Source organism: Bosea sp. 124 (assembly GCF_003046175.1).
In the GTDB taxonomy this organism is placed as follows: Bacteria; Pseudomonadota; Alphaproteobacteria; order Rhizobiales; family Beijerinckiaceae; genus Allobosea.
This window is the reverse complement of the sequence record NZ_PZZM01000001.1, coordinates 2,636,946-2,656,802: the sequence shown is the minus strand read 5'-3', so window position 1 is coordinate 2,656,802 and position 19,857 is coordinate 2,636,946. Positions and strand designations below refer to the sequence as shown.

The window sequence follows — 19,857 nt, the reverse complement described above, 5'->3', positions numbered from 1 at the left end:
GCAAGGCTGGTCATGAGGTGGAGCGCACCGCTCTCGAACACAATCCGGCGCCGACGGGGAACGCGCCGGCGACGGAGCGACCATCCGAAACCGGAAACGAAGCTGCGCAATCTTTCCCCGTCACACCTGCGTCACCGCGCCCGCACAAGGCACTGACCCCATGACCACGATGATTCGCGTCGAGAACGTCGCCAAGGCCTTCACCTTGCACAATCAGGGCGGCGTCCGGCTGCCGGTCTTCGGCGATGTCAATTTCAGCGTCGAGGCCGGCGAGGCGCTGGTGCTGGCCGGCGCATCGGGCGCCGGCAAATCGAGCCTGCTGCGCATCCTCTACGGCAATTACCGGCCGACATCCGGCCATATCCACATCACCCATGCCGGCCGCCCGGTCGATATCGTCCAGGCCGTGCCGCGCACCGTGCTCGACATCCGCCGCCGCACCCTCGGCTTCGTCTCGCAGTTCCTGCGGGTCATCCCGCGCGTCTCGGCGCTCGACATCGTCAGGGATCCGCTGCTCGCGCGTGGCGTTTCGCCCGAGGACGCGAGCCTGCGGGCGCAGGCCATGCTCGCCCGCCTCAATCTGCCCGAGCGCCTCTGGAACCTCGCGCCGGCGACTTTCTCCGGCGGCGAACAGCAGCGCGTCAACATCGCCCGCTCCTTCGTCGATCCCTCGCCGATCATGCTGATCGACGAGCCGACGGCCTCGCTCGACGCGGGCAACCGCGACGTCGTGGTCGAGCTGATCGCCGAAGCACGTGCCAAGGGCTCCGCCATCGTCGGGATCTTCCATGACGAGGCCGTGCGCCAACGCGTCGCGACGCGCTATCTCGATATCACCGCTTTCCGGAAGGCCGCCTGATGCAGACCGTTCTGACCAATGCCCGCCTGATCCTCGAAGATGAGATCGTCACCGGGACGGTCGCCTTCGACGGGAGCGGCATCACCGCCGTCGACCAGGGCCTGTCCTCCCTGCCGGAAGCGATCGACATCGGCGGCGACTATGTCGCGCCAGGCCTCGTCGAAATGCACACCGACAACATGGAAAAGCATTTCATGCCGCGCCCGAAGGTCTTCTGGCCGAATGGGCTCGCGGCAGCGCTGGTCCATGATGCGCAGATGGCCGCGGCCGGCGTCACTACCGTCTATGACGCGATCTGCGCCGGCACGCCCTTCTCGGCCAAGGATTACCGCAAGGACATTTTCGCCGACGTGATGAAGGCACTGGCCGAGGGCCGGCGCGAGGGCGTCTTCCGCATCGACCACCGCATCCATATGCGCTGCGAACTGACCAGCCCCGATCTGCTCACGGACATCGAACCCTATCAGGACGACGACCTCGTCCAACTGGTCTCGCTGATGGACCACACGCCCGGCCAGCGCCAGTGGCGCAATCTCGAGCATCTCAAGACCTATGCGGTCGGCAACGGCAAGACCGTGGCTGAGTTCGAGGAGGACGTGGTTGTGCGCCAGCAGGAGGGCGCCGCCAATGTCGGCCGCAACTGGCAGGCCGTGGTCGAGATGTTCCGCGCCCGCGGCATCCCGATCGCGACCCATGACGACACCACGGTCGAGCATGTCGAGGAAGGCCTCGCCTCGGGCGCCGTGATCTCTGAATTCCCGACCACGGTCGAGGCTGCCACGGCTGCCAAGCAGCGTGGCCTCGCCACCATCGCGGGCGCCCCCAATGTCGTGCGCGGTGGTTCGCATTCCGGGGGCGTCTCCGTGGCGGAGCTCGCCGAGAAGGGCCTGCTCGACGGGCTCTCGTCCGACTATGTTCCGGCGAGCCTGCTCCAGGCCGTGCTGAAGCTGCACGCCGGCCACGGCATCGCGCTGCCGCAGGCCATGGGCATGGTGACCTGGAAGGTCGCCGACATCCTCGGCCTGAAGGATCGCGGCCACCTCCGCGCCGGGCTGCGCGCCGATCTGGTGCGCTTCAAGGCGCTCGGGCCGACGCCGGTCATCGCCGCCGTCTGGTCGCAAGGGCAGCGCGCGTTTTGAGCACGCCGCGCTACGCCCTCTATTATGCGCCCGCCGCCGACAGCCCGCTCTGGCACTTCGGTTGCGCGACGCTGGGCTATGACGCCTTCACGGGTGAAGACATCGCCTTCGCCGCGCCTGCCGGCTGCAATGCGGATCGCTGGCCGCAGCTCACCGCCGAGCCGCGCCGCTACGGCTTCCATGCCACGCTGAAGGCCCCTTTCGAGCTGGCCCACGGCCGCAGCGAGGGGCAGTTGCGCGCCTTCGCCCATCAGATCGCGGCCGGCCTCTCCGCCGTGCCGCTGGCAGGCCTCGCGATCGCCGCGCTCGGCCGCTTCATTGCCTTGACGCCGGCTGGACCCAGCCCGGCCCTGCAGACGCTCGCCTTCGACATCGTCCAGGCCTTCGAGCCCTTCCGCGCGCCGCTCGGCGCGGCCGATCTGGCGCGCCGGCTCGCGAGCCCGCTGACACCGGCCCAGCGCGCCTATCTCGAAGCCTATGGCTACCCTTATGTCGGGGATGACTTCCGTTTCCACATGACGCTGACCGGTTCGCTGCCGCAGGACGACGTCGCCGGCACCACCGCAGCCCTGGGACAAGCTTACGCCGCCGCCGTCCCGGCTGCCCCGGCCGTGATCGATCGGCTCGCCCTGTTCAGGCAGGACAGCCGCGAGGGCCGTTTCCGCCTGCTCGACAGCTTCATGCTCGGCCGCTGAGTCGGCGGCCCGAACGCAGGACAGGCCCGCGACAGGCGCGCAACCCCGGAGGAGACGACATGGCGAGCAGGCAACTGGGGCTCGAACCCGTGATCGACCCGACTGCGACCGTGCGGCAGGCGACGCTCGGCCGCTACACCGAGATCGGCGCGCGCACCGCCTTCGTCGAGTCGACGATGGGCGACTACTCCTATGTCGTGAATGATTCCAACATCATCTATACGACCATCGGCAAGTTCTGCTCGATCGCGGCGATGACCCGGATCAACCCCGGCAACCACCCGATGCAGCGCGCCAGCCAGTCGCACTTCACCTATCGCGCCAGCGCCTATTTCGACAATGCGCAGGATGACGACGCCTTCTTCGCCTGGCGGCGCTCGACCCCGGTGACCATCGGCCACGACGTCTGGATCGGCCATGGCGCGATCATCCTGCCCGGACGCAGCATCGGCACCGGCGCCGTCGTCGCCGGCGGCGCGGTCGTCACCAAGGATGTCGCGCCCTACACGATCGTCGCGGGCAACCCGGCGAAGTTGATCCGCCCACGCTTTCCGCAGGCCCTCGCCGAGCGGCTGGCGGCGCTGGCATGGTGGGACTGGGAGCATGACCGCCTTCGCGCGGCGCTGGAGGATTTCCGCACGCTGACCGTCGAGGCCTTCCTCGACGGGCACGAGGCCGGGGCCGCTCCGCCCTCCGCCTGAGGGAGGCAATGGGCCTTGCGGCGGCATAACGCCGCGCATGGTCCGTTCATGCCGATCCGATGCAAAATGAACGGTCGCAATGACCAGACATTAACGCAACCGGCCGTAGTGACCTGCGTCATCATTGGCGTCGCGGGCCTCGGGAAACACACATGTCGTCTTCGGATCATCTCAATAGCCGGCTGTCCTTCATTCAGTTCGACGCGCAGGCGCGGGAGCGCATGCAAGGGATCCAGGACGTCGTGCTCGAGGCACTGCCCAAAGCGCTCGATGCTTTCTATCGTCAGATCGGCAGCTTTCCCGAAACCCGCACCTTCTTCAGCGGCCCCAAGCATGTCGATGCGGCCAAGCAGCGGCAGGCGTCGCACTGGAACCGGATCGCCGCCGGCCAGTTCGACCAGGACTATGTCGCGGCCGTCACCACCGTCGGCGAAACCCATGCCCGCATCGGGCTGGAGCCGCGCTGGTATATCGGCGGCTATGCGCTGATCCTGGAGAAGCTCATCACCGAGGTGATCGAGGCGCGCTGGCCCCGGCGCCGCTTTGGCGGCAAGGTCGCGGGCGCCGCCGAGCGCGGCGCCGAGATCAGCACGCTCGTCAAGGCGGCTCTGCTGGACATGGACTATGCCATCTCGGTCTATCTCCATGCTTCCGACGCCGCCCGCCTCAAGGCCGAGGAGCAGGCTCGCGCCGTCGAGACAGCCAATGCCGCCGAGCGCGAAAAGGCCGTGAACTATGTCAGCGAGGGTATGGCGGCGCTCGCCAAGGGTGACCTGACCTTCCGCATCGGCCAGAACATCCCGGAAGAATACGGGCTGATCCGCGACAATTTCAACGATGCCATGACGCGGCTCGAAGAAATGGTCGCAGCCATCAAGACCAGCTCGACCGCCATCGCCGCCTCGTCGCAGGAAATCAACTCCGGCGCGGAAGACCTCTCGCTGCGGACCGAGCAGCAGGCCTCGGCTCTGGAGGAGAGCGCCGCCACCACCGAACAGCTCGCCGCGTCGGTCAAGACCTCGGCGCAGGCCTCGCGCCGCTCGGTGGCGCTCGCCGACGACGCGACCACGATCGCCCGCACCGGCGGAACCATCGTCAAGGACGCGACCGACGCCATGGCGCGCATCGAGGAGGCTTCGAAGAAGATCTCCGAGATCACCAGCGTCATCGACGGCATCGCGTTTCAGACCAATCTGCTGGCGCTGAACGCAGCCGTGGAAGCCGCCCGCGCCGGCGACGCCGGGCGCGGCTTCGCAGTTGTCGCGGCGGAAGTCCGCGCTCTCGCCCAGCGCTCCTCCGAAGCCGCCAAGGGCATCACCGGGCTTATCGCCTCCTCCGACGCGGAGGTGACGGAAGGCGTCAAGCTCGTCCGCCTGGCCGGCGACACGCTGGAGCAGATCGTCGATGCCTCCGCACGGGTCTCCGCCACCGTGGAGGAGATCGCCAGCGCCTCGGGCGAGCAGGCCAACGGCATCGACGAGATGAGCCAGGCGGTCACGCATATGGACGGAATCACCCAGCAGAACGCGGCACTCGCCGAACAAAGCGCAGCCTCCGCCCGCACACTGCTCGACCAGATCGGCCAGCTCAACCGTCTGATCTCGACCTTCCGCACGCAGGACAGCCGTGTGGTGGCGATTCCCTCGACCCGAAAGGCGGCGTGAAAGACAGGTGGCCCCGATCGCGCAGTCTGCCCTCGGAAGCACGCCGTCATCCCGGGACAAGCCCGGGATGACGGCGTGATTGGTTCCGGGCATGATCGGGACGTCTACGCCTTCAGCCGCCAGACCGTGCTGTTCTTGATCTCCGCATCCTCGAGCGAGCGGGTCACCGGCACGGCATAGCTCGCCAGCGGCTCCAGCCGGTGCTTCGGCAGGTAGCTGCGGCCGGGATCGCCGATCAGCACCTGCGTTCCCCGCGACGAGAGGTCGCTCAGCCAGGCGATCACGCTCTCGGCCATTGTCCGCTCGTAGCAGACATCCCCCGCGCAAACGACCTCCCAGCCCTCGTCCCGGCCGACGAGGTCGTCGAGCCGCACAAGGACGCCAACGTCGTTGGCGGCGGCGTTGAGCGCGATCGCCTCGGCTGCGAAGGCATCGATGTCGCAAGCCTCAACTGAAGCGGCGCCGCCCTTCGCCGCCGCGATCGCGACCAGGCCGGAGCCGCTGGCGAAGTCGAGCACGCGCCGGCCGCGGATGATCGCGGGATCGTCGAGCAGATAGCGCGCCAGCGCCTGCCCCCCGGCCCAGGCGAAAGCCCAGAAGGGGGGAGGCAGGCCGATCGTGGCCAGTTCGTCCTCTGTCTTCTGCCAGAGCTCCGTCGCCTCTTGCGCGACATGCAGGCTGACCTCAGGCGCATGCGGCACCGGCAGGAGGTTTGTATGCTCCAGGATGAAGCCGCGTCGGTCGAGCCCGGCGGCCGACGCGCTCACGCTGCGACATCCGTGGTCGGCCGGCTGAGCATGCTCCGGTACAGCGTCTTCACCGCATTCATGACGTCGCGCTCGGTGTGCCCGTCGATCAGCCGCGCCCGGGCGCTCGCGCCCATGCGCTCGGCCAGTGCCGGAGCGCGGGCGAAGACGATCAGGGCCTGCGCCAGCGCTGCGGCATCGTCTGCCGGCACCACCATCCCGTCCTGGCCGTCGCGCACGAAGCTGCGGCAGCCCGGCACGTCCGTCGTCAGGATCGGACGGCCGCAAGCCGCAGCTTCCAGGATGGTGCGCGGCAAGCCCTCGCCGCCGCGCGAAGGCAGGATGCAGAGATGGTGATGGCGCCAGACGCCCTCGATGTCGCGCGTCGGCCCGGCCCAGACGATGCCCGGCCGCGCCGCCCACTGCTTCAGCATGGCCTCGGGGATCGCCTTGGGATTGGAGGGGTCGGGCGCGCCATGAATGGTCAACTCGACCCGCGCGCCCTCTGCCCGCGCCAGCCGCACGGCCTCGACGGCGAGATCGACGCCCTTTGACCAGAGCATGCGTGCCACCAGCGCCACCTTGAGCGGTGGCGTCGCCAGCATCGGCTCCGGCATCAGGATCAGCGGATCGACGCCGGCACCGCCGACGATCGCGACCTTGCCCGCATCCTGCGGGTCGAGGCCGAGCGTAACCGGATCATCCGGATTCTCGAACAGGAAACGCACCTGCGGGCCGTCGATGGCGCCGCGCAGCCACAGCGTCGCGGCCAGGCGCGCCACCGCCGCGACCACACCCTGCTTCGCGCCGAGCAAGCCGAGCCCGGTCAAGGCGTAGACCCGTCGTTCGACGCCTGCGAGCCGCCCGGCAAGCCCCGCGAGCGCAATCGGCTTCAGCGCGATGCAATGCAGGATATGCGGCCGTTCGGCCTCGATCAGCCGCCGGAGCGCCAAGACCTGGCGAAACAGCGCGCGCGGATCGAGGCTCCGGCGTTCGGCCTCCAGCGCGATCAGCCGCGCCCCGGTCGCTTCGATGATACGGCGATGGTGCCGTTCGCGCGCGATCACCGCGACGTCGAAGTCGAGTTCACGCGCCGCCCGCGCCATCGGCAGGAAATGCGATGCGAAGAACCAGTCCTCGGTCGCGACGAAGAGAAGTCTCGGGCGGGCCATGAGCGGACATCAGTCCGATGCGACGCCGAAGGTCAAGCGGCTGGCGCATGGAAACCGCGCATAGGCGTTGATCAACCAGTCCGACGCCATGCTACGCTCCGGATTCGATGGAGATGAGCATGGACGGATCAACCAAAACCTCGCCGGCGGAGGCTTTCCCGGCCGCACTGGCCAGGCTACGCGAAGCGCTCGCCCATGTCGCCAATGGCGATGTCGCGCCGATCAAGGCGTTCTATTCGCATGCCGACGACGCGACCAGCATGTATGGCTGGGGCGGCTATGAGAAGGGCTGGGACGACATCTCCCGGCGCTGGGACTGGGCCGGGCAGCAGTTCAAGGGCGGCACCGTCAGCCACGAGAACGTCACCACCGTCATTGGAACCGAACTCGCCTATACGACCGACATCGAGACCTTCGATGTGACGCTGCCCGGCACGGACCAGCCGACGCAGTGGACGAACCGCGTCACCCATGTGTTCCGCTTCGAGGATGGCGGCTGGCACCTCCTGCACCGCCATGCCAACCGGCTGGAAGGGCAATACGAGCCGGCGCAGCGACTGGCCGGCGGCACCAAGGCCACCGCTTAAGGTCATCAAGGCAACCGCGTCGTCATGCGGCGGCCTCAGGGCCGCGAGGCGGTGACCGGCAGGGCCCGCGCCAGCGCCGCGGCCGCGTCGATGCGGCCGGCGCCATAGACCGGGTCGCGCCCCTTCGAGCCGAGATCGATCGCGCTTTCGGTCAGCAGCCGCCGCACCCCGGCGAGGTCGAGGTCGGGCCGCTTCTCCAGCACAAGCGCGACCAGCCCCGAGACATGGGCAGCGGCAATCGAGGTGCCTGACGAGAAAGCGTAGCGCCCCTGTGGCTCGGCCGCGAGCACATCGACGCCGGGCGCGGCCAGGGCGATATAGGCCCCGCGATTGGCCCGCGCGAAAATCTTGTCATCGGCATCAGTGGCCGTGACCGCGATCACGTTCGGGTCCGCACCGGGAAAGAGCGGCGCGGCGCCGGGCCCGCCATTGCCCGCGGCTGCGACGGCGATCAGCCCCTTCGCAGCGACACCCGCGAGCCCGCGCGAGAGCAGCCGGTCTTCAGGCCCGGCGAAGCTGAGATTGATCACGCGGGCGCCCTGGTTCACCGCCCATTCGATCGCTGCCATGATGTGGAGGCTCGTGCCGCTGGCCGAAGCCGCGCTGGCGCGGCCGGAAAAGGCCCGCGCCACCAAGAGCCGTGACGCCGGCGCAATCCCCTGCAACTGCCCCTGCGCCACCATCGCCGCCGCCATGGCCGTGCCATGGGCATGCGGGATGAACTCCTCGCCCAGCGCATCGTAGAGGCCGGCGATGGCGCCCCGCAATTCGGGATGGGCGACATCGACGCCGGAATCGATCACGGCGACGCGGATCGTCGCGCCACGCGCAAGCTTGTGGACATCGCTCAGCCGCAGCTTGTCGACGACATATTGCGGCGGCAGTTCGCGCCGTGGTGCCGGCGTGGCGCGGACGGCAGCCGGGTCGGACAGCCGCAGCGTCGGGACGTCCGATCGTGCCCCGCCGGAGGCCGTCGTGCTGACGGGCTGCGCCATCTCCTGCTGCAGTTCGTAGAGGAAATTCGGCTGCGCCCCCGCGATCGCATTGTCGTCGGCCATCTGCGTCAGCACCGTGCGCAGGTCGCGCCCGGCCTCGAGCCGCGCGCGGATGATCGTGGTGCCGGCGAGTTCGACCCGCCGGCTGGTGATCAGCGTGGCGCCATAGCGCCGCAACACCGTCTCGGCCTGCGCATCGGGGGCGAGCTCGAACAGGATTTCGTCGGGAACGAAGCGGTTTTCGTTGGCCGCCGGCACGACCGTGCGAGGCGGGCGCGGCGCGCCGAAGATCGGGGGCAGTTGCCAGGCGGGAGGCGGTACCGTGATCGTTCGGGTCTGACCGGCCGAGCCGCCTGACGGCGCGCTGCCGCCTCCTGGCCCGGACTGCTGAGCAGGAGCCGGGGTTGCGCCCAGAATGAGCATGAGCGCGAGGCAGCCCCCTCCGGCCAGCCGCAGGGCCGGGGTCGCATGATGATGGTCCAGGGGGCGAGACGACGTCATGATGCGCTCTCCCGATGCGCTCCAATGCAGCGAAGGCTTATCAGATTGGCGGCGATCCGTCACCGCGTCCATGGCCTCACGGCGCAGGGGCGACGAATCTGACGATCGCGGCTTCCGACTTCATCCGCGCCGCAATCGCATCGACCTGCGCCTGGCTCAGCGAGGCGTCGCCGACGCGGACCTTGAAATAGCCGTTGGCCCGGGGCCCATCGACCACCGAGGCATCGAAGCGCTTGAAGAAGGAGGCGATGTCGCCGGCCCGCGCATCGGAGGCGAAGCTCAGCAGCACATAGCGCTCGGAACCACCGGCCGGAGCCGACGCGGTCTCGAAGCCGGTCCGGTCGCGCAGGGCGACGCCGGTCAGCGCCGCTCCCTGGATGGCGATCAGGGCACAGGCGGCAGCCCCCGCATAGGCCAGCCGACGCGGCGGCTGGGCGGCGAGCAGAGTTCCCAGCCAGGTCATGAAGCCGCCCCGGGCGGTGGCGAGCAGGCCCAGCCTGCGCGGCTCGGCGTCGATGCCCGCCATCAGCCGGTCGAGGGCACGCGGCGACGGCGCGCCGAGGCTCTCGTTCAGCAGCGTCGTCTCGGCCATGTCGTCGCGGATGATGTCGAGCCGCTGAGCGAGCTCGGCGTCAGTGGCGAGGGCCGCCTCGACGCGCGCCTTGTCGGCGGCCGAGACGCGGCCATTGGCGTAGAACGGCAGCAGCTCTTCGAGGTCCGTACGCTTCGGATCGTTCGCGATGGCGTCGGTCATGACTGAACTCCAGAACGGCTCGATCGGTGAAGACGGCTCGATTGATGGCAAGAACGCATCGGCAGATCATGGAGAACCAGGTTCGGGACCGGGCCCGGCTCAGGGCCAGCCCCGGTCGATCCCGGCTGTCTTGAGCAGCTCGCCCAGCTTCTTGCGGGCATGGAAGAGCCGCGTCTTGACCGTGTTTTCGGGGATGCCGACGATTTTCGCGACCTCCTCGACGGAACTCTCGTGATAATAGACGAGATCGATGACCTCGGCATGCTCACGGGAGAGCTTGCCGAGACAGGCCCGGATCGCGAGACCCTTGTCCTGCTTCTGCATGACGACCTCGGGGTCGTCGGCCTCGTCCTCAATGCTCTCGGCGAAGTCATCATCGAGGCCGGCGTCACGGCGCTTGCGCAAGGCCGAGTAGGACTTGTTGCGCGCGATCGTGAGCAGCCAGGTCGTAACCGAGGAACGTCCCTCGAAGCGATCGGCCTGACGCCAGAGATCCATGAAGACGTCACCGGTCACATCCTCCGCCATCGTCTCGTCGCGCGTCAGGCGCAGTGCGAAACGATAAACCCGCGTCTGGTGCCGCGAAAACAGCACCTTCATTGCGAGCCGGTCGCCACCGGCGATCCGCTTGACGAGCTCTTCGTCCGATTCCGTATGCATTGCCCTCGAGGCCTGACATCCGGCTCGCAAGGGTTGGTCGCGGCGAGCGTGGAAAAGGTTCAACCGGCGGCGAGATTAATCTGCCTGCCCCGATTTTCCATACGTCATCACCAGCCGTGGTCAACCGGAAGTGACATGGCGAGCATCAGAACATGCGATTTGGCGCGAGCAGAGATCTCCGCCGCGCCTGAACAGGGTCATTTATGGTGGATTTTCGCGAGGGCGAAGCGAGGCATGAGACGCAGCCCCGGCACCGACATCGCGAGGCCTGGTTGTTCGCAAGCCTTGCGACGCCCGTCAGAGGGCGGGCTTGGCCTTCGCGACACGCCTGACCGTCGCCGCGCTCTTCGCAGCCTTCGCCGTCTTGGCGGCGGCCTTCGCCTCGGCGATCTCGGCCTTGGCCCGTGCCTGTTCCGCCGCGACGATGGCCGCGGTCTCGGCATCGGCCGCTTCCTTGGCGAGGCGCAGAGCCTTCAGGCGCACCGTCTTCTGGAGCACCGCGTCGCGTTCGAGCTGCTCGGCTTCCATCGCGCGCGAGGCTTCCTGCTTGCGCGCATCGGCCTTGTCGAAAGCGAGCTGGGCGCGACGCTTGATCTCGTCGGGGGAGAGTCCTCGCGTCGCCATGGCGGCTCGCTCCGAATATGCAGCGAAGGCAGGTTCACGATCCGGGCCGAACAGCCCGAAGCGACCCGGCTCCTGAGGGTAGGCCCGTCACGCCGGCCAGGACATCTGTCGCCAAGAGACATCTGCCACAAAGAGGACACCCGCCACGAAAAGCGTCCGCCTTGACCGGAATCGTCGACTGCCGAGCCTCCCGCCGCCAGGAGAGCGTGCGTGCGAAACCCCGTCAGCGCGGCGCCGGGAACGATCGCGCCCGGCGTCGGAATTGTCTAGCGGCGGCCGCCCTTGCCGGCCGCGCGCATCTGCGCGTACTGGACGGCTTCGAGCAGCACCTTGCGCGGACGCTCTGCATCGCGCTTGGCCTGCTCGGCCTTGCGTGCAACTTCGCGTGCGATCTCGGCGATGCGCTCTTCCTCTTCGAGGCGGAGGCGCTCGATTTCGGCGAGGCGCTCTTGCTCTGCGCGGGCAGCGGCCTTCTCGGCCTCGCGTTCCGCGCGGGCAACCGCGACGGCTTCGCGTTCCGCGCGTCGCTGCTGCATGATCGGGTCATCCGGACCGGGCCGTGCCTTGAAACGCTCGAGGAGCGCCTTCTTGGCGGCCGCGGAATTGGCCTGACGATCAGTGAAGCTGCGGTCGGTCGGGTTCTTCAAGGGTAGCCTTCTCTCGGGTTGTCACGGGCGCAATGCCGGCCCGCGAGGGCGCAATAATCCAAAATGCGCCCCAAGGGTATCGAATTCAGCGCGGCGCAGGTGCGCTTCCAGCGCGTACCGGCCTCGGCTTCGGCTTCGGCGCGGCGATCAGGCCCTCGCGCTGCATCTGCTTGCGGGCGACCTTGCGGGCGCGGCGGATGGCATCGGCCTTCTCGCGGACGCGCTTCTCGGACGGCTTCTCATAGGCCGAACGGCGCTTCATCTCGCGGAAGACGCCTTCGCGCTGCATCTTCTTCTTCAGGACCCGAAGGGCCTGGTCGACATTGTTGTCGCGAACGAGAACCTGCATCTGTCTCTCCTGCGGTTGGAGGATGGAAAAAGGGCCGGGCATGGTCCCCGACCCTTCGTCATGCCGCATCATCGGGGCTTGGAAATGGCGGGCGCCAGTACATCCGTGGTCGCCCTGCCTGATCTCAATGCCCGCCGAAGCGGCCGTCGTCTCACTCGGCGCGAAGCTGGTCGGCCGACATCTTGCCAGAACGCTTGTCCTGCGTGAGCTCGTAGGAGATCTTCTGACCTTCACGGAGATCGCGCATGCCTGCACGCTCGACGGCGCTGATGTGGACGAACACGTCCTGACCACCATCATCCGGCTGAATGAAACCGAAACCCTTGGTCGAATTGAACCACTTGACTGTACCGGCGCTCATGACGAACCCTTTCACGGTATTGTTGTGAGGCACGCGAAGGAGTCCGCGCGCCGTTTTTCGAATTTGAGCGGGAAGGTCGTCAGCAAGCGCATTCTCATGCGCGGGGCCACGTCGTTCGGCCTAAATATCGACCAGCGTCATATGGGCGCTTGAAACCTCATTGTCAATGCAACTGTCGCGTGAATGCGCTGGTCGCGCGACCGCCTCCCGGTCCAGACGCTTTACAATGGCGCGCTTTTCGCCAACAGGCAGGCGTCAAGCTGTCGTAACCCCGTCCGGTTCCTCCCCGTGCACACGCCGTCGCTGAACCAGTTCCGCCGCATCGTGGTCAAGGTCGGCTCGAGCCTCCTCGTCGACCGCGCCCGCGGGCGCCTGCGTCAGGCCTGGCTCGCGGCGCTTGCCGAGGACCTCGCCGAGCTGCACCAGCGCGGCGCCGATGTCCTCGTCGTCTCCTCGGGCGCGATCGCACTCGGGCGCACCGTGCTGGGCCTGCCCTCGGGCCCGCTGCGCCTCGAGGAAAGCCAGGCGGCCGCCGCCGTCGGCCAGATCGCCCTGGCGCGGACCTGGGCGGAGGCGCTCGGCCATCATGGCCTGACCGCCGGCCAGATCCTGCTGACGCTCGCGGACACCGAGGAGCGCCGGCGCTATCTCAACGCGCGCGCCACGCTCGGCCGCCTGCTCGATCTGCGTGCCGTGCCCGTGATCAACGAGAACGACACCGTCGCGACCAGCGAGATCCGCTACGGCGACAACGACAGGCTCGCCGCCCGCGTCGCCACCATGGCCGGCGCGGATCTGCTGGTGCTGTTCTCCGACGTGGACGGGCTCTACACCGCCCCGCCCGCCCGCGACCCGGCGGCGCGGCACATTCCGCTGGTCGAGCGCATCACACCCGAAATCGACGCGATGGCCGGCGGCGCGGCCTCCGAACTCTCGCGCGGTGGCATGCGTACCAAGATCGAGGCCGGCAAGATCGCAGCCAGCGGTGGCACGCATATGCTGATCGCCGACGGACGGCCCAAGAACCCGCTCGGCGCCATCGCCGCCGGCGCACGCTGCACCTGGTTCCTCACCGCCTCCACGCCAGCGACCGCGCGCAAGACCTGGATCGCCGGCTCGCTCGAGCCGCGCGGCGCGCTGCATGTCGATGTCGGCGCGGCCCGCGCGCTGCGTGGTGGTGCGAGCCTCCTCCCGGTCGGCGTCAGCCGCATCGAGGGCGACTTCGCCCGCGGCGACGCCGTGCTGATCCGCGATTCCGAAGGCCGTGTCCTCGGCCGCGGGCTCGTCGCCTATGATGCGGCCGAGGCCGCGCTGGTCCTCGGCAAGGCCTCCCGCGACATCGAGGCGATCCTGGGCTATCCCGGCCGCGCCGAGATGATCCATCGGGACGACATGGCGCTCGGCGTCGGCTAAGGTTGCAGGGCAATGGCGTTTGGCAGGGTGGAAATGACGAGCGAAAGCGCGCTCCGCATGGTCTCGATCGGCGGCGAGGCTCGCGTGGACCAGATGGCTCGCGAGGGCGCTGCGCTTCGCGACGTCGCCACGCAGATGCAGGCACTCGGTCGGCGTGCCCGCGCCGCCGCGCGGCTGGTCGCGCTCGCTCCGGAAGCTCGGCGCAACGCCGCATTGCAGGCCATGGCGGCAGCGCTCCGCGCCCGCGCCGCGCCGATCCTCGCCGCCAATGCGCAGGACCTGGCCGAGGCGCGCGCCGCTGGCCATAACGCCGCCTTCATCGACCGGCTCTTGCTCGACGCCGCGCGCCTGGAAGATGTGGCGGAGGCGGTCGCCGGCGTCGCCGCCCTGCCGGATCCGGTGGGGCGTGTCCTGGCATCCTGGACCCAGCCCAACGGCCTGCGCTTCGAGCGCGTCGCGACACCGCTCGGCGTCATCGCGGTGATCTTCGAAAGCCGCCCGAACGTGACGGCCGACGCTGGCGCACTCTGCCTGAAAAGCGGCAATGCTGCGATCCTGCGCGCCGGATCGGACAGCTTCCGCACCGCGACCGAGATCGCTACCGCCTTGCGCGAAGGTCTGGAGAGCGCCGGACTTCCGGGCGATGCGATCCAGCTCGTCCCGACGCGGGACCGTGCCGCCGTCGGCGAAATCCTGAAAGGGCTCGACGGCTCGGTCGACGTCGTCGTGCCGCGCGGCGGCAAGAGCCTGGTCGCGCGCGTTCAAAGCGATGCCCGCGTGCCCGTCTTCGCCCATCTCGACGGCAACTGTCATGTCTATGTCCATGCCGGCGCCGACCTCGCCATGGCCCGCGAGATCCTGCTCAACGCGAAGCTCCGGCGCACCGGCGTCTGCGGCTCGGCCGAGACGCTGCTGGTCGACCGGGCCTGTGCTGCAACCCATCTGCGCCCGCTGGTCACGGCCCTGCTCGACGCGGGCTGCGCCGTGCGCGGCGATGACGGCACCCGGGCGGTCGACGCCCGCGTGACGCCGGCGACCGAGGAGGACTGGGCGACGGAGTATCTCGACCGCATCATCGCGGTGAAGGTCGTCTCCGGGCTCGATGCCGCGATCGACCATGTCGAGCGCCATGGCTCGCACCATACGGACGCGATCGTCACCGCAGACGAGGCCGCCGCCGCGCGCTTCCTCGCCGAGGTCGATTCGGCGATCGTGTTGCACAACGCCTCGACCCAGTTCGCCGATGGCGGCGAATTCGGCTTCGGCGCCGAGATCGGCATCGCCACCGGCCGGATGCACGCACGCGGCCCGGTCGGCGTCGAGCAGCTCTGCTCGTTCAAGTACCGTGTCCATGGCAGCGGCCAGATCAGACCGTGACCCATGATCCCGCGGCGACGCGCACTCCCACCGTGGCGACGGAACATCTGCGGCTGCCGCCGCATGCGCCCGGCCTCCGCATCGGCCTGTTCGGCGGCACGTTCAATCCGGCCCATGACGGCCACCGCATGGCCAGCCTCACGGCGCTCCGCCGGCTTCAGCTCGACCGGGTCTGGTGGCTGGTCACGCCCGGCAACCCGCTGAAGGACAACACCGCCCTGCCCTCCCTGGCCGAGCGCATCCGCTTCGGCCGCAAGCTCGCCGACCATTCGCGCATTCATGTCACCGGCATCGAGGCGATGCTGCGCACCCGCTACACGGCGGACACGCTGCGGGCGCTGAAGCGGCGTTGCCCCGGCGTGAACTTCGTCTGGATCATGGGGTCGGACAATCTCGCCAATTTCCATCGCTGGAACGAGTGGCGCGCCATCGCCCGGATGATGCCGATCGCGGTGATCGACCGCCCCGGATCGACCCACAGCTCCGTCGCCTCGCCCGCTGCCAACTGGCTGTCGCGCTGGCGGATTTCGGAGAGCCAGGGAGCGGCGCTCGCCCTCACGAAGCCGCCGGCCTGGATCTTCCTGCACGGCCGCCGCTCGGAACTGTCTTCGACGATGTTGCGCGAACAGGCCGAACACGATTGAAATTTGGGCCGATCCGGCGTATTTTTAATCGGTCGCGCCGTGAGCGCGTCGAACATGTGAGGATACGAAGCTGACCCCTTCAACCCGTGGCGAAGCCGAGCCCGCACCGCTTCCCCAGGCCGCTGTTTCGGAAAACCCTTCCGCCGACAGCATCGCCCTCGCACTGAGCATTCTCGAAGACATGAAGGCCGAGGACGTCACCGTCATCGACCTCGTCGGCAAGACCTCGCTGGCGGATGCGATGATCATCGCCTCGGGCCGCGTGAACCGTCATGTCGCCTCGATCGCCGACAGCCTGGTCGAGGGCCTCAAGGCCTCGGGCCTGCCTTCGCCGAAGGTCGAGGGCATGCCCGCCTGCGATTGGGTGCTGATCGACACCGGCGACATCATCGTCCACGTCTTCCGCCCGGAAGTGCGCCAGTTCTACAATCTCGAGAAGATGTGGGGGGCCGACAGGCCCAACGAGCGCCTGGTCAGCTGACGGCCGGACACGCGGGATGCGCCTCGCCCTGATCGCCGTCGGCCGTCTCAAGGACGGGCCGGAACGCGAACTCTGCGAGCGCTACCGCGAGCGCGCCGCCACGCTGGGGCGCGGACTGGGCCTGGCCGGGCCGGAGATCGTCGAACTTCCTGAAAGCCGCGGCCGCCGGCCAGACGAACGCAAGCGCGACGAAGCCGCCGCGATCACCGCGCGGCTGTCGCCCGGGCTGGTGATCGCGCTCGATGAACGCGGCAGGAGCCAGGCCAGCGACGCCTTCGCCGCACGCATCGCCGAGGCGCGTGATGCCGGAACGGCCTCCGCCAGCTTCGTCATCGGCGGTGCCGATGGCCTCGCCGACGAGATCCGCGATGCCGCCGGGCTGACTCTCGCCTTCGGTGCGCTGACCATCCCGCATCAACTGGTTCGGGTCCTGGTTCTCGAACAACTCTACCGGACGATGACGATCCTGACCGGACACCCCTATCATCGCGCATGAGCCTTTTCCGGCCCCTGATTCGCCCTGATGCCGCGCCTTGTCCTCTTCCCCCCGCTTGCGGTGGGGAAGGGCTAGGGATGGGGGGTTGGAAAGCCACAGCTCTGTCTTCGATCGTCGCGCCGAGCAGCACTGCCCCCCACCCTAGCCCTCCCCACTGCAAGCGGGGGGAGGGAGTGCGCGCGTGCTTGCTGGCGTTTGCCGTCTTGATGGGCATGGGATCGCCCGCCGCCGCCCAGCCCCAGATTCCCGATCCCGACGCCCTCTCCCGCGAGGCGATGCAGAAGCTCGTCGAGAAGCAGGTCCGCGAGGCCGAGTTGAAGGCGATCGAGCAGCGGCTCGCCGGCAATGCCGAGGCACGCGCGAAGCTCGAGGCCGAGATCGCCTCGATCCGGGCCGACCGCGCTGCCCTCAACAAGGCCCTGCTCAACACGACCGCCCGGACGCAAGGCGCCGAACAGCGTGTCAGCGCGCTCGAACGCCGCCTCGCGCTTCTGCAATCGAGCGAGGCCGCGATCCGTCGTTCGCTGGAAGGCCGGCGCGGCCTGATCGCCGAGGTCCTGGCCGCGCTCCAGCGCATCGGCCGGCGCCCGCCGCCGGCCGTGCTGGTGCGCCCTGAGGACATCCTCGAAGCGGTGCGGGCCTCGATGCTGCTCGGCGCGGTGGTGCCGGATCTGCGCCAGGAGATCGAGGTTCTCGGCACTGATCTCGGCGAACTCGTCCGGCTCCGCGAGGGCATCGGCGAGGAGCGCAAGGCCCTCTCGGCGGAAATGGAACAGCTCGCGGTCGAGCGCCAGCGTCTAGCGTCGCTGGTCGAGGCCAGGCAGTTGCGTGAAGCCAGCGCGAGCGGGGACGCCGAGGTCCAACGTCGGCAGGACAACGACCTCGCGGCTCAGGCCCGCAGCCTGCGCGATTTCGTCGAGCGCATGGAAAAGGAAATCTCCGTCGCCAACCGCGCCGCGGATGCGGCACGCCAGGCACTGGAGGCCGAGACTCGCGAACAGCGCCAGCGCATGGCGGCGCTGGCCTTCAAGGACCCGGCCCGGCTCAGCCCAAAAATCGCCTTCGCCGAGGCCCGGGGCCTGCTTCCGCTGCCCGTAGCCGGTTCACAATTGCGTGGTTTTGGCGATTCCGACGGCGCCGGCGGCACAACGCGCGGAATTTCTCTGGAGACGCGCCCCAATGCCCTAGTTTCGGCGCCTTCCGACGCTTGGGTGGTTTATGCCGGGCCGTTCCGCTCATTCGGGCAACTCTTGATCCTGAATGCCGGCGGGGGGTACTATATGTTGCTTGCCGGCATGCAGCGGATCGACGTCGCGCTGAACCAGTTCGTCCTCGCGGGGGAACCGGTTGCGATTATGGGCGAAACGTCGGAAGCTGCGGCGACGACCGTGGGTTCGGGAACCGGACAGCCGGTTCTGTATATCGAGTTCAGAAAAGACGGTGTCTCGGTCGATCCGGCGCCGTGGTGGACGAAACCGCTTGGCGAAAAGGTTCGCGGATGATGCGCAAGGTTTCTCTCGTTTTCGCCGGAGCCGTCCTCGGCGCGGGCCTGACCGGCATGGTCACGCAGACGCGCCTGCTGACCTCGACCAGCGCGGTCGCGGCGTCGGCCGAGGTTTATCGCAGCTTGAACCTTTTCGGTGACATCTTCGAGAAGATCCGCACCGACTATGTCGAAAAGCCCGATGAGCAGAAGCTGATCGAGGCCGCCATCAACGGCATGGTCTCCTCGCTCGATCCGCACTCCTCCTATCTCGATTCCAAGTCGTTCCGCGACATGGATACAGACATGCGCGGCCAGTTCGGCGGGCTCGGCATCGAGGTGACGATGGATGACGGCGTCCTCAAGGTCGCCAAGCCCATCCGCGATACGCCGGCCTTCAAGGCCGGCATCCTCGCCAACGACATCATCAGCCAGATCGACGGCACCGAGGTGAAGGGCCTGTCCCTGACCCAGGCGGTCGAGAAGATGCGCGGCATCATCAACACTCAGGTCAAGCTCAAGGTCGATCGCCCGGGCAAGCCCGAGCCGCTCGAGTTCACGCTGACGCGCACGACCATCGTCGTCCCGGCGGTGGAGGAGCGCGTCGAGGCGGATGTCGGCTATATCCGCATCGGCACCTTCAGCGAGCAGACCTATGAGGGCCTGCGCAAGGGGATCGACAAGGTCAATGCCGAAATCGGCGTCGATAAGATCAAGGGTTACGTCATCGACCTGCGCAACAATCGCGGCGGCCGTCTCGACCAGTCCGTGCTGGTCTCCGACGCCTTCCTCGAGCGCGGCAAGATCGTCTCGACCCGCGGCCGCAATGCCGAGGAGACGCAGGTCTTCAACGCCAAGGCGGGCGACCTGACCAAGGGCAAGCCTGTCGTCGTGCTGATCAACGGTTCGTCGGCCTCGGCCGCCGAGATCGTCGCCGGCGCCCTGCAGGACCACAAGCGCGCGACCGTGATGGGCACGCGCTCCTTCGGCAAGGGTTCGGTCCAGACCGTAATCCCGCTCGCCGGCAATGGCGGCCTGCGCCTGACCACGGCGCGCTACTACACGCCGTCGGGAACCTCGATCCAGGCCAAGGGCATCACGCCCGACATCGAGGTCGTTCAGGAGATCCCGCCGGAGCTCAAGGACAAGCTCGCCGAGAACAAGGGCGAGGCTTCGCTCAAGGGCCATCTGAAGTCCGGTGACGGCAAGGACGAGCAGTCCGGCTCGGCTTCTTACGTCCCCAACGATCCGACCAAGGACACCCAGTTGATCGCGGCGCTGAACCAGATCCGTGGCGTCAAGAAGGACGCCGCCGCGCCGGCCGCTCCCGCTTCGACCGAGGCGCCCAAGCCGAACTGAGGCCGGATCGGGCGCGCCCCGACCGGAATTTGCCAGAAGAAACCGGAAATCGGTTTTCCCGAAGTGGCAAACGGCGACGAGGCAAGCGAGAGGCTGTCTGATTCGATCCGAATCTGACAAAGTCTCGCATTGCGGACGACTGATTCGGGT

General features: G+C 68.1%; 22 protein-coding genes. 13 read left to right on the top strand and 9 right to left on the bottom strand.

The window, feature by feature from the left end:
* Nucleotides 1–160 precede the first annotated feature (160 nt).
* The 5 genes from phnL (at nucleotide 161) to C8D03_RS12590 (ending at nucleotide 5,058) form a co-directional block, all read left to right on the top strand.
* Complete coding sequence (gene phnL / locus C8D03_RS12610; RefSeq protein ID WP_108046574.1) at nucleotides 161–859, top strand: phosphonate C-P lyase system protein PhnL; 699 nt, start codon at nucleotides 161–163, stop codon at nucleotides 857–859.
* Nucleotides 859–1,998, top strand: a complete 1,140-nt coding sequence (locus C8D03_RS12605; protein WP_108046573.1) for an alpha-D-ribose 1-methylphosphonate 5-triphosphate diphosphatase — start codon at nucleotides 859–861, stop codon at nucleotides 1,996–1,998. The genes phnL and C8D03_RS12605 overlap by 1 nt, the downstream gene beginning before the upstream one ends.
* Nucleotides 1,995–2,693: a DUF1045 domain-containing protein gene (locus C8D03_RS12600; protein ID WP_248308448.1), complete on the top strand. Its 699-nt coding sequence runs from the start codon at nucleotides 1,995–1,997 to the stop codon at nucleotides 2,691–2,693. The genes C8D03_RS12605 and C8D03_RS12600 overlap by 4 nt, the downstream gene beginning before the upstream one ends.
* Nucleotides 2,694–2,752: 59 nt before the next feature.
* Nucleotides 2,753–3,394 (top strand): DapH/DapD/GlmU-related protein, encoded by a 642-nt coding sequence (locus tag C8D03_RS12595; protein WP_108046571.1) that lies wholly within the window; start codon nucleotides 2,753–2,755, stop codon nucleotides 3,392–3,394.
* A 152-nt stretch (nucleotides 3,395–3,546) separates the two neighbouring features.
* Nucleotides 3,547–5,058 (top strand): globin-coupled sensor protein, encoded by a 1,512-nt coding sequence (locus C8D03_RS12590; RefSeq protein ID WP_108046570.1) that lies wholly within the window; start codon nucleotides 3,547–3,549, stop codon nucleotides 5,056–5,058.
* Between the two features lie 104 nt (nucleotides 5,059–5,162).
* On the opposite strand, the gene C8D03_RS12585 is transcribed toward C8D03_RS12590, so the two are convergent.
* Nucleotides 5,163–5,825 carry a class I SAM-dependent methyltransferase gene (locus C8D03_RS12585; RefSeq protein WP_108046569.1) on the bottom strand — a complete coding sequence of 221 codons (663 nt, stop codon included), beginning with the start codon at nucleotides 5,823–5,825 and terminating at the stop codon, nucleotides 5,163–5,165.
* Complete coding sequence (locus C8D03_RS12580; RefSeq protein WP_108046568.1) at nucleotides 5,822–6,976, bottom strand: glycosyltransferase family 4 protein; 1,155 nt, start codon at nucleotides 6,974–6,976, stop codon at nucleotides 5,822–5,824. Before C8D03_RS12580 ends, C8D03_RS12585 begins: the two co-directional genes overlap by 4 nt.
* 119 nt (nucleotides 6,977–7,095) lie before the next feature.
* Between C8D03_RS12580 and C8D03_RS12575 the strand changes: the two genes are divergently transcribed.
* On the top strand, nucleotides 7,096–7,563 hold the full coding sequence (locus C8D03_RS12575) for a YybH family protein (protein WP_181300942.1): 468 nt from the start codon (nucleotides 7,096–7,098) through the stop codon (nucleotides 7,561–7,563).
* Nucleotides 7,564–7,598: 35 nt separating this feature from the next.
* Here C8D03_RS12575 and C8D03_RS12570 read toward each other — a convergent pair whose 3' ends face one another.
* The 7 genes from C8D03_RS12570 to C8D03_RS12540 form a co-directional block, all read right to left on the bottom strand.
* A complete protein-coding gene (locus C8D03_RS12570) occupies nucleotides 7,599–9,059 on the bottom strand; it encodes a S8 family serine peptidase (RefSeq protein WP_181300940.1) in 1,461 nt (486 codons plus the stop codon).
* A gap of 76 nt (nucleotides 9,060–9,135) precedes the next feature.
* Entirely contained in the window at nucleotides 9,136–9,813 is a 678-nt protein-coding gene (locus tag C8D03_RS12565) for an anti-sigma factor family protein (protein ID WP_108046565.1), read from the bottom strand.
* Nucleotides 9,814–9,912: 99 nt separating this feature from the next.
* Nucleotides 9,913–10,473: a sigma-70 family RNA polymerase sigma factor gene (locus C8D03_RS12560; RefSeq protein WP_108046564.1), complete on the bottom strand. Its 561-nt coding sequence runs from the start codon at nucleotides 10,471–10,473 to the stop codon at nucleotides 9,913–9,915.
* 297 nt (nucleotides 10,474–10,770) lie between these two features.
* The gene (locus C8D03_RS12555; protein ID WP_108046563.1) at nucleotides 10,771–11,097 is read right to left on the bottom strand and encodes a hypothetical protein; all 327 of its coding nucleotides are present in this window, start codon (nucleotides 11,095–11,097) and stop codon (nucleotides 10,771–10,773) included.
* 266 nt (nucleotides 11,098–11,363) lie between these two features.
* Complete coding sequence (locus C8D03_RS12550) at nucleotides 11,364–11,744, bottom strand: DUF6481 family protein (RefSeq protein ID WP_181300938.1); 381 nt, start codon at nucleotides 11,742–11,744, stop codon at nucleotides 11,364–11,366.
* A gap of 85 nt (nucleotides 11,745–11,829) precedes the next feature.
* Nucleotides 11,830–12,093 carry a 30S ribosomal protein S21 gene (gene rpsU, locus C8D03_RS12545; protein WP_066723523.1) on the bottom strand — a complete coding sequence of 88 codons (264 nt, stop codon included), beginning with the start codon at nucleotides 12,091–12,093 and terminating at the stop codon, nucleotides 11,830–11,832.
* Between the two features lie 151 nt (nucleotides 12,094–12,244).
* Entirely contained in the window at nucleotides 12,245–12,454 is a 210-nt protein-coding gene (locus tag C8D03_RS12540) for a cold-shock protein (protein WP_054143126.1), read from the bottom strand.
* Between the two features lie 288 nt (nucleotides 12,455–12,742).
* Here C8D03_RS12540 and proB point away from each other — a divergent pair, with 288 nt between their 5' ends.
* From proB to C8D03_RS12505, 7 genes are all read left to right on the top strand, one after another.
* Entirely contained in the window at nucleotides 12,743–13,867 is a 1,125-nt protein-coding gene (gene proB, locus C8D03_RS12535) for a glutamate 5-kinase (RefSeq protein WP_248308447.1), read from the top strand.
* 93 nt (nucleotides 13,868–13,960) lie between these two features.
* Nucleotides 13,961–15,244 (top strand): glutamate-5-semialdehyde dehydrogenase, encoded by a 1,284-nt coding sequence (locus C8D03_RS12530; protein WP_248308682.1) that lies wholly within the window; start codon nucleotides 13,961–13,963, stop codon nucleotides 15,242–15,244.
* Nucleotides 15,241–15,888 (top strand): nicotinate-nucleotide adenylyltransferase, encoded by a 648-nt coding sequence (locus C8D03_RS12525; protein WP_248308446.1) that lies wholly within the window; start codon nucleotides 15,241–15,243, stop codon nucleotides 15,886–15,888. The genes C8D03_RS12530 and C8D03_RS12525 overlap by 4 nt, the downstream gene beginning before the upstream one ends.
* 151 nt (nucleotides 15,889–16,039) lie before the next feature.
* Nucleotides 16,040–16,369 (top strand): ribosome silencing factor, encoded by a 330-nt coding sequence (rsfS, locus tag C8D03_RS12520; protein WP_282568617.1) that lies wholly within the window; start codon nucleotides 16,040–16,042, stop codon nucleotides 16,367–16,369.
* A gap of 16 nt (nucleotides 16,370–16,385) precedes the next feature.
* Complete coding sequence (gene rlmH / locus C8D03_RS12515; RefSeq protein ID WP_108046558.1) at nucleotides 16,386–16,865, top strand: 23S rRNA (pseudouridine(1915)-N(3))-methyltransferase RlmH; 480 nt, start codon at nucleotides 16,386–16,388, stop codon at nucleotides 16,863–16,865.
* On the top strand, nucleotides 16,862–18,367 hold the full coding sequence (locus C8D03_RS12510; RefSeq protein WP_248308444.1) for a murein hydrolase activator EnvC family protein: 1,506 nt from the start codon (nucleotides 16,862–16,864) through the stop codon (nucleotides 18,365–18,367). The genes rlmH and C8D03_RS12510 overlap by 4 nt, the downstream gene beginning before the upstream one ends.
* On the top strand, nucleotides 18,367–19,707 hold the full coding sequence (locus C8D03_RS12505; protein ID WP_108051575.1) for a S41 family peptidase: 1,341 nt from the start codon (nucleotides 18,367–18,369) through the stop codon (nucleotides 19,705–19,707). The genes C8D03_RS12510 and C8D03_RS12505 overlap by 1 nt, the downstream gene beginning before the upstream one ends.
* The last annotated feature ends 150 nt before the right edge of the window (nucleotides 19,708–19,857 follow it).

Coding starts and splice junctions, on each gene's coding strand:
- phnL (WP_108046574.1), top strand. CDS start 161: ATGACCACGATGATTCGCGTCGAGAACGTCGCCAAGGCCTTCACCTTG.
- C8D03_RS12605 (WP_108046573.1), top strand. CDS start 859: ATGCAGACCGTTCTGACCAATGCCCGCCTGATCCTCGAAGATGAGATC.
- C8D03_RS12595 (WP_108046571.1), top strand. CDS start 2,753: ATGGCGAGCAGGCAACTGGGGCTCGAACCCGTGATCGACCCGACTGCG.
- C8D03_RS12590 (WP_108046570.1), top strand. CDS start 3,547: ATGTCGTCTTCGGATCATCTCAATAGCCGGCTGTCCTTCATTCAGTTC.
- C8D03_RS12580 (WP_108046568.1), bottom strand. CDS start 6,976: ATGGCCCGCCCGAGACTTCTCTTCGTCGCGACCGAGGACTGGTTCTTC.
- C8D03_RS12575 (WP_181300942.1), top strand. CDS start 7,096: ATGGACGGATCAACCAAAACCTCGCCGGCGGAGGCTTTCCCGGCCGCA.
- C8D03_RS12570 (WP_181300940.1), bottom strand. CDS start 9,059: ATGACGTCGTCTCGCCCCCTGGACCATCATCATGCGACCCCGGCCCTG.
- C8D03_RS12565 (WP_108046565.1), bottom strand. CDS start 9,813: ATGACCGACGCCATCGCGAACGATCCGAAGCGTACGGACCTCGAAGAG.
- C8D03_RS12560 (WP_108046564.1), bottom strand. CDS start 10,473: ATGCATACGGAATCGGACGAAGAGCTCGTCAAGCGGATCGCCGGTGGC.
- C8D03_RS12555 (WP_108046563.1), bottom strand. CDS start 11,097: ATGGCGACGCGAGGACTCTCCCCCGACGAGATCAAGCGTCGCGCCCAG.
- rpsU (WP_066723523.1), bottom strand. CDS start 12,093: ATGCAGGTTCTCGTTCGCGACAACAATGTCGACCAGGCCCTTCGGGTC.
- C8D03_RS12540 (WP_054143126.1), bottom strand. CDS start 12,454: ATGAGCGCCGGTACAGTCAAGTGGTTCAATTCGACCAAGGGTTTCGGT.
- C8D03_RS12530 (WP_248308682.1), top strand. CDS start 13,961: ATGGCTCGCGAGGGCGCTGCGCTTCGCGACGTCGCCACGCAGATGCAG.
- rlmH (WP_108046558.1), top strand. CDS start 16,386: ATGCGCCTCGCCCTGATCGCCGTCGGCCGTCTCAAGGACGGGCCGGAA.
- C8D03_RS12510 (WP_248308444.1), top strand. CDS start 16,862: ATGAGCCTTTTCCGGCCCCTGATTCGCCCTGATGCCGCGCCTTGTCCT.
- C8D03_RS12505 (WP_108051575.1), top strand. CDS start 18,367: ATGCGCAAGGTTTCTCTCGTTTTCGCCGGAGCCGTCCTCGGCGCGGGC.